This window comes from Reyranella sp. (genome assembly GCF_030651995.1).
Lineage (GTDB): Bacteria > Pseudomonadota > Alphaproteobacteria > Reyranellales > Reyranellaceae > Reyranella.
Genome location: NZ_JAUSBN010000003.1, coordinates 1 through 7,607 on the forward strand (window position 1 = coordinate 1; position 7,607 = coordinate 7,607).

At 66.5% G+C, this 7,607-nt stretch carries 9 protein-coding genes and 1 pseudogene; 5 read left to right on the plus strand and 5 right to left on the minus strand.

From position 1 onward, the window contains the following. The first annotated feature begins 646 nt into the window (after positions 1 to 646). Together Q7V45_RS00195 and Q7V45_RS00200 are read left to right on the plus strand one after the other, a co-directional pair. Positions 647 to 2,023, plus strand: a complete 1,377-nt coding sequence (locus tag Q7V45_RS00195; RefSeq protein WP_304845070.1) for an MFS transporter — start codon at positions 647 to 649, stop codon at positions 2,021 to 2,023. Between the two features lie 11 nt (positions 2,024 to 2,034). Then, positions 2,035 to 2,352: a YdhR family protein gene (locus Q7V45_RS00200; protein WP_304845073.1), complete on the plus strand. Its 318-nt coding sequence runs from the start codon at positions 2,035 to 2,037 to the stop codon at positions 2,350 to 2,352. 22 nt (positions 2,353 to 2,374) lie between these two features. On the opposite strand, the gene Q7V45_RS00205 is transcribed toward Q7V45_RS00200, so the two are convergent. Beyond that, positions 2,375 to 2,857 (minus strand): VOC family protein, encoded by a 483-nt coding sequence (locus tag Q7V45_RS00205; protein WP_304845075.1) that lies wholly within the window; start codon positions 2,855 to 2,857, stop codon positions 2,375 to 2,377. 9 nt (positions 2,858 to 2,866) lie between these two features. Beyond that, positions 2,867 to 3,580, minus strand: coding sequence for a DUF1428 domain-containing protein (locus Q7V45_RS00210; protein ID WP_304845078.1), 714 nt, complete (start codon positions 3,578 to 3,580; stop codon positions 2,867 to 2,869). A gap of 57 nt (positions 3,581 to 3,637) precedes the next feature. On the opposite strand from Q7V45_RS00210, the gene Q7V45_RS00215 reads away from it, so the two are divergent. Next, positions 3,638 to 4,084, plus strand: a complete 447-nt coding sequence (locus Q7V45_RS00215) for a MarR family winged helix-turn-helix transcriptional regulator (protein ID WP_304845081.1) — start codon at positions 3,638 to 3,640, stop codon at positions 4,082 to 4,084. A 4-nt stretch (positions 4,085 to 4,088) separates the two neighbouring features. Here Q7V45_RS00215 and Q7V45_RS00220 read toward each other — a convergent pair whose 3' ends face one another. Continuing rightward, the gene (locus Q7V45_RS00220; RefSeq protein ID WP_304845084.1) at positions 4,089 to 5,015 is read right to left on the minus strand and encodes an AEC family transporter; all 927 of its coding nucleotides are present in this window, start codon (positions 5,013 to 5,015) and stop codon (positions 4,089 to 4,091) included. 81 nt (positions 5,016 to 5,096) lie between these two features. Here Q7V45_RS00220 and Q7V45_RS00225 point away from each other — a divergent pair, with 81 nt between their 5' ends. After that, entirely contained in the window at positions 5,097 to 6,035 is a 939-nt protein-coding gene (locus Q7V45_RS00225; RefSeq protein WP_304845087.1) for a LysR family transcriptional regulator, read from the plus strand. Here the strand turns inward: Q7V45_RS00225 and nth are convergent. Beyond that, positions 6,010 to 6,657 carry an endonuclease III gene (gene nth / locus Q7V45_RS00230; protein WP_304845090.1) on the minus strand — a complete coding sequence of 216 codons (648 nt, stop codon included), beginning with the start codon at positions 6,655 to 6,657 and terminating at the stop codon, positions 6,010 to 6,012. The two genes, Q7V45_RS00225 and nth, sit on opposite strands and share 26 nt — an antisense overlap. A 13-nt stretch (positions 6,658 to 6,670) precedes the next feature. Between nth and Q7V45_RS00235 the strand changes: the two genes are divergently transcribed. After that, complete coding sequence (locus Q7V45_RS00235; protein ID WP_304845093.1) at positions 6,671 to 7,159, plus strand: DUF2244 domain-containing protein; 489 nt, start codon at positions 6,671 to 6,673, stop codon at positions 7,157 to 7,159. Between the two features lie 204 nt (positions 7,160 to 7,363). Here the strand turns inward: Q7V45_RS00235 and Q7V45_RS00240 are convergent. Next, positions 7,364 to 7,607 (minus strand): annotated as a pseudogene (locus Q7V45_RS00240) (transposase); the annotation flags it as partial.

Consider the following 7,607-nt stretch of genomic DNA (forward strand, 5'->3'; position numbering starts at 1 on the left):
CCTGGGTCATTGCCAGACTCGGAGGATGGACCGGCTACTACGGCAAGCCAGGGCCGAAGGTCATGCGCATCGGCCTCGATCAGTTTCGCGCCATCAAATACGGCGCCTCCCTCGGACTATGAGATGTGTGAATCCGATAGCACGCAGTGGGGGAGAGGAAGGGCCCCGGCGCGTAGCGACGGGTATGTGAGGTGGTGCCCGATTAAGTTGGCGGTGTGCGGGTGGATAGTGATGACCCACCTCACCCTCCCATGGCTTCGCCATGGGCCCCTCCCTCTCCCCCCGCTTCGCGGGCGGAGAGGGTCTGTTGACTGGGCGGGCTTCATTGACATGCGAGGCACATGCATTCATCCCTTTCATGTGCCTAAGACAATCCAAATTCGAAACGTGCCCGATGAACTGCGCTGCAAGCTCGAATTGCGGGCGGCGCGCGCGGGTTTGTCGCTATCGGCTTATATGCTTCGCCAGATTTGTGAAGTCGCCGAGCGACCCACGTTAGACGAGATGCGCGCGCGACTGAAGTCACGGTCCGTCGTGAAGCCTTCTATCAGTCCAGTGCGTGCAGTTCGCGCCGTACGCGGCCGCTAATGATCATAGCAGGTGGCTCAGATTTCTTTGGGGTGTTCTTATGAACGCCGCTAAGGGAATGGTCCAACCGCGCGAAGCCTCTAAGCTCGGTCAGTTCAGCTGGGCGCTGTTCGACTGGGCAAACCAGCCCTTCTTCACCATCATCACCACCTTCATCTTCGCGCCCTACTTCGCCAACGTGCTGGTCGCCGATCCGGTGAAGGGCCAGTCGGCCTGGGCCTTCACCCAGTCGGCCTCGGGCATCCTGATCGCGCTGATGAGTCCGTTCCTCGGCGCCATGGCCGACGCCGGCGGCCGCCGCAAGCCCTTCATCTTCGCATTCCAGCTTCTGCTGGCGTCGGGATGCGCCGGCCTGTGGTTCGCCTATCCCAATCGCCCCGACCTCATCCTGCCGATCAGCTGGGCGGTGATCCTGGCCACGGTCGGCGCCGAGATGTCGATCGTGTTCAACAATGCCCAGCTGCCCAACATCGTGCGACCCGAGCGCATGGGCCGGCTGAGCGGCTTCGGCTGGGGCTTGGGCTACTGCGGCGGACTCGTGTCTCTGTTGATCGTGCTCGCCGTGTCGATGCCCTCGATGTTCGGGCTGGCGGCATCGAACGACCGGCCGTTGTTCGGTCTCGATCCCGCCAGTCATGAACTGGAGCGCCTGGTCGGCCCGGCCTCGGCGCTCTGGATCGCGATCTTCGTCCTGCCGATGTTCCTGTTCACGCCGGATTCTGCCGGCGCGCGCCGCCAGCCCCTGCTGGTTGCCGCGCGGGAAGGCGGACGATCGCTCGTAGCGACGCTGAAGCGCCTTCCGCGTTTCGGCAACGTGCTGCGCTATCTCATCGCCTTCATGCTCTACAACGACGGGCTCGCGGCGATCATCGCCTTCGGCGGGGTCTACGCCGCCGCGACCTTCGGCTGGAGCACGGTGACGCTCGGCATCTTCGGCATCATCCTGACCATCTTCGCCATTCCCGGCGCGTTTCTCGGCGGCCGGCTCGACGACTGGATCGGCAGCAAGCGGACGGTCCAGATCGCCATCGCCGGCGTGATCGTGGCGACGCTGGGCATCGTCGGTGTCACGGCCACGCACGTCCTTTACATCGTCCCGGCCGACCCGATCAGCCCGACGCGCGGCCTGTTCGGATCGCTGCAGGAGCAGGTGCTGATGGGCTTCGCGCTGATCCTCGGCTTCTGCATGGGGCCGATGCAGGCGGCCAGCCGCACGATGGTGGGCCGCATAGCGCCTCCGGGCATGACCGGCGAATTCTATGGCCTGTTCGCCCTGTCGGGCCGGGCCACCGCCTGGATGGCGCCGATGGCCATCGGCATCGTCACCGCCGCAAGCGGCTCGACCCGCATCGGCATGGCCTGCGTTCTGTTCTTTCTGGTGGTAGGCTTCATCCTGCTCTGGAAGGTGCGCGAGGAGCGCGCCGCCCCCGTGTGAAGGAGGATCGCATGATCACCGCCATCGTGAACTTCAAGCTGCCGGCCGACATCGATGCGAAGAAGGCCGCCGAACTCTTCAAGGGCTCGGCGCCGAAGTATCGCGGGATGAAGGGGCTGATCCGCAAATACTATCTGTTCGACGCGGAAAAGCGGATCGGCGGCGGCGTCTATCTCTGGAAGAGCCGCGCCGAGGCCGAGGCGGTCTATACGCCGCAATGGCAGGCCTATATCGCCGAACGCTACGGCGCGCCCCCCGACATCCGCTATTTCGAGACCGCCGTCGTCGTCGACAACGACACCGACACGATCACCGCCGACGCCGCCTGAGCGGCATCGGCGGCACCGCTCGTCAGTCGCCTCGACGCGCCGCCTCGATGCGGGCGACGTCGATCTTCGTCATCTCCATCATGGCCTCGAAGGCGCGCTTCGCCTCCTCGCCACCGGCGGCCATTGCCTCGGTCAGCACGCGAGGCGTGATCTGCCACGACAGGCCCCATCGGTCCTTGCACCAGCCGCAGGCGCTCTCCTGGCCGCCATTGCCGACGATGGCGTTCCAGTAGCGGTCGGTCTCTGCCTGGTCGTCGGTGGCGATCTGGAACGAGAATGCCTCGGTCTGCTTGAACATCGGGCCGCCGTTGAGGCCGAGGCAGGGGATGCCGCAGACCGTGAACTGCACGGTCAGCACGTCGCCCTTCTTGCCCGACGGATAGTCGCTCGGCGCACGGTGGACCGCCGTCACCTCGCTGTCGGGAAAGGTCGCGGCGTAGAAGCGGGCCGCGTCCTCGGCGTCCTTGTCGAACCAGAGGCAGATCGTGTTCTTCGCGACGGTCATTGCGAACCCTCAGACGTCCAGGATCGGCGCGAAGCCGCCATAGATCATGCGCTTGCCGTCGAACGGCATCTGCTGGTCCTTCATGCGCTGATCCTCCATCATCTTCTTCCAGCCCTCGTCGCGGACCTCCTTGGAGGGCCATTCGACCCACGAGTAGACGATCTTCTCGTCGGGCGTGGCCTTCACCGCCCCCTTGTAGTCGGTGACCTTCCCGTCGGGCACATTGTCGCCCCAGGTCTCGACGACGCGCACGGCGCCGTAATCCTTGAACACCGACGCGGCCTTCTTCGCCATGTCGAGATAGGCCTGCTTGTTGCCGGCCGGTACGGCGGCGAGGAAGCCGTCGACGTAGCCGGTCTTGCCGCCCTTCGCGCCGGCCTCATCGAGGATCGGCGTGAAGCCGGCGACGATCATGCGCTGGCCGTCGAAGGGCATGTCCATCTCATGCATGCGCGGATCGTTCATGACCTTCCGGTGCGCTTCCTCCGCGACCTCCTTGCTGGGATATTCGATCCACGAGAAGACCACGACTTCGTCGGGCTTGGCCTTCACGGCGCCCTTGAAGTCGGTGAGCTTGCCGTCGGGCACGTCGTCGCCCCAGGCCTCGACCTGGCGGGTGGCGCCGAATTCCCTGGCGATCGGCGAGAAAGCGGCGGCGGCATTACGATAGGCCTCCTTCTTGTCGGCCGGCACCGGCAAAACAAATCCCTGCACGTAGGCCATCGGTCTCTCCTGCTGGTTGATTTCAAGCTGAAAGGTTGATATCAACGTAATAACGACATGTCAAAGAAGCTGAACGCCTCGTTCGAGACGACACGGCACGTCTACGACCACTGCCTGTGTTTCGCCGCCCAACGCGCCGCACGCGCGCTGGCGCGACGCTTCGACGAAGCCTTGTCACCACTTGGTCTCACCAGCGGCCAGTTCTCGCTGCTGACGTCGCTCAATCGGCCCGAGGCACCGTCGATGGGTTCGATCGCAGCACTGCTTGTAATGGATCGCACCACGCTCACCGCCAACCTGAAGCCGCTCGAGCAGCGCGGCTTCGTGGAGATCGCCGTCGATGCAGCCGACCGCCGGGTGCGGCGGCTCATCCTGACGGCGGCCGGTCGCAGGGTGCTGCAGTCGGCCATGCCGGTCTGGGTCGAAGTGCACGGCGAGATCGACCGGCTACTGCCGGCATCCGACGGCCGCACCTTGCGCCGCGGCCTGCGGGCGCTGGCGTAATACGTCAGGCGGCGAGGGCGCCGATGCCGGCGGCCGCAAGCGGCAGGGCGACGAGTGCAAAGAGCGTCTGCATCGCTGTGATCCCGGCCATCAGCGGTGCGTCGCCGCCCAGTTGGCGCGCCATGATGTAGGCCGAGGACGCCGTCGGCAGGGCCTGAAAGAGAAGGGCGGTGACGAGCGCCGGTCCGGTCAGGCCCATCAGCGAGGCAACGGCGACGGTCACGACCGGCAGGACCAGGAACTTGATCGCCGAGGAGGTGGCGACTGGCGCGATCCAGCCGCGCACCGATCCGAACTCCAGCGCCGCGCCGACGCAGAGCAGGCCGAGCGGCAGGGACGCCGCGCCGAGCGCCCGCAGCGCCGGCTCGATCCCCACTGGAAGACTGAGCCCGAGCAGTTGAAAGCCGATGCCCGCGAAAGAGCCGAGCACCAGCGGGTTCGTCACCAGTTGCCGGGCGATGCCGCGGCCGCTCAGCCGCGCGGCGCCGTGACGAGCGAAGACCAGCACGCAGAGAATGTTGACGGTGGGCACGATGGCGGCGCTGCACAGGGCCGCCAGCGCGAGGCCCTGCGTACCGAACAGGCCGGCGGCCAGAGTCACGCCGACATAGTTGTTGAAGCGGATGCCGCCCTGGAAGATCGAGGTGAAGGAGGGCCCGTCGACCCTCAGCACCGGCCGCAACGCGACGAGGAGCGCGGCCACGGCGAGGATCGAGAGGATCAGGGTCGTGACGAGTTCGCGCGCCGGCAGCGCGTCGAGCGTGGCCGTCGCGAGACTGTGAAAGAACAGGCACGGCACCAGCACGTAGTAGCTGAGCCGTTCCGCCTGCGGCCAGAACCCGTCGGCGAGGAAGCGCAGGCGGCGCAGCACGATGCCGAGCGTGATCAGCAGGACGATGGGAAGCAGGGCGAGGATCACGTCGGCGCTCATGGGCGCTTGTGTACGCCTCCGCCGACCCCGAGCGAAAATTCTGAATACTCAATCGATCGATGACAATTTATCATCGGTCCCATGTCCCTTCGCGCCCTCCGCACGCTGCAGGCCATTGCGCGCCACGGTTCCTTCGCCGGCGCCGGCAAGGCGGTCGGGCTGACGCAATCCGCCGTGAGCCTCCAGGTCAAGGCCCTGGAGGAGGAGTTCGGCGCGCCGCTGTTCGATCGCTCGCGCCGCCTGCCGGTCCTGACGGAGGCCGGCCGGATCGTCCTGGCGCGGTCCGCCGAGGTACTGGCGCTCTACGACGACATCGCCGGAGCCCTCGGCGACGAACGCTCGCTGGCCGGCCGACTCCGGGTCGGCGCCGTGCAGACCGCACTGGCGGGCGTCCTTCCCGATGCGCTGGTCGCCCTCAACCGCGCCCATCCGCGCGCCCGCGTCTCGGTGTCGGTCGGCCTGTCGGCGGAGATGGCGGAGAAGGTCGCGGCCGGCGAACTCGACGCGGCGCTGACCACCGAGCCGGTACGGCCCTATCCGGCCGGCCTCGTCTGGACACCGCTCTATCAGGACCGCTTCTGGCTGTTCGCGCCGCCCGGCCAGGCGCAGCGGAGTGCCCGCGACCTGCTGGCCGAACTGCCCTTCATCCGCTTCGACAGCAAGGCCTGGGCCGGCCGCGTCATCGACCGCGAACTGCGGCGCATGCGGGTCGAGGTGCACGAGGAGATGGTGCTCGACAGCCAGGACATCATCCTGCGCATGGTCGAGAAGGGACTGGGCGTCGCCGTGCTGGCCGTGTCGGACGAGATCTTTGCCGGCCTGAAGCTCACCTGCCTGCCGTTCGGCGAGCCGCAGCTCATCCGCAACATCGTGATGCTGGAACGCCAGGATCGCCGCGGCGGCCGGCTCGCCGTGGCGCTGGCCGAAGCAGTAACGAACGCCAAGGCAGCGGCCGCGTCACCGGCCCGGAAGCGGGCGAAGGCGACCCGAAAGGCTAGGCCGCGACGGTCTTCCCCTTGAAGGTGCAGAGGTCGTTCACGACGCAGGCTGCACAGAGCGGCGTGCGCGCCTTGCAGGTGTAGCGGCCGTGCAGGATCAGCCAGTGATGGGCGTGCAGCTTGTATTCCTCGGGCACGCGTTTCAGCAGCTTCAGCTCGACCTGCAGCGGGTTCTTGCCCGGCGCCAGGCCGGTGCGGTTACCGACGCGGAAGATGTGGGTGTCGACGGCGATCGTCGCCTCGCCATAGGCCACGTTCATCACCACGTTGGCGGTCTTGCGCCCGACTCCCGGCAGCGCCTCCAGCTCCGCGTGCGTACGCGGCACCTCGCCGCCATGCCGCTCCAGCAGGAGGTGGCTCAGCGCGATCACGTTCTTGGCCTTGGTGCGGAACAGGCCGATCGTCTTGATGTGATCGATCAGCTTCGCCTCGCCCAGCGCCGCCATCTGGGCCGGCGTCTTCACGAACTTGAACAGCGGCCCGGTCGCCCGGTTCACGCCGACATCGGTGGCCTGCGCGGAAAGCACGACGGCCACCAGGAGCTGGTAGACATTGTCGTATTCCAGTTCCGTCTCGGGCTCCGGCATCGCCTTCCTGAGGCGTGCAAAGAACTCGGGGATGACGGCGGTCTTCATCAGGGCCATATATCTCCATACCATGACCGAAACGCCCGTTCCGTCGGTTCATTTCGCCACCTCGCTGAAGCCCTATCGCAGCCTGTCTGCGGACGGCTTCCGCTTCGTCATGCTGGCCGCCGTGGCCGCCAACCTGGTGATCGGCCTGCCCCTGTTCCTCATGGGCGCCTGGCCGGTGTTCGGCTTCATGGGCCTCGACGTCTTCCTCCTGTGGTGGCTGTTCCAGCGCAGCTATTTCGACGCAAGGCGCAGCGAGACGCTGACCCTGACCGACCACGACCTGGTCGTGGTCCGGATCGCGCCCGACGGCGAGCGCGAGGAGCTGCGGCTCGACGCCTACTGGCTGAAGGTCGAGGCGACCGAAGAGCGTCTCGTGGTGACCTCGCGCGGCAACCGCGCCGTGATCGGCCGCTTCCTGGGCCCCGACGAGCGCCTGCGGGTCGCCGACCGGCTGAAAGCCGCCATCGCCGAAATGCGCAGCCCCCGCTACGACCACGCCTGGGACGAATAGGTTTTCGCCGCTGTTCTTCGTCCTCTCCGCCGCTTGCGGGGGAGAGGAAGGGACCCGTTGCGCAGCAACGGGTAGGTGAGGTGGTGGCTGCTATAAAGTCGATCGATGAGCCGGGAGAGGGAGCGCATGACCCACCTCACCCTCCCCACTTCGTGGGTCCCCTCCCTCTCCCCCCGCTGCGCGGGCCTATCGGATTCACACATCTCATAGTCCGAGGGAGGCGCCGTATTTGATGGCGCGAAACTGATCGAGGCCGATGCGCATGACCTTCGGCCCTGGCTTGCCGTAGTAGCCGGTCCATCCTCCGAGTCTGGCAATGACCCAGGCTGCGAAGGCCAGGCTGGCTTTGGGATGGGGATTGCGCTGGCGCTGGGTCTTGCCCTCGAGCCTGGCCGATACGGCTTCGAGAATGGGCTGGTCCTGCGGCTCGAAGGCATCGCCGAGAAGC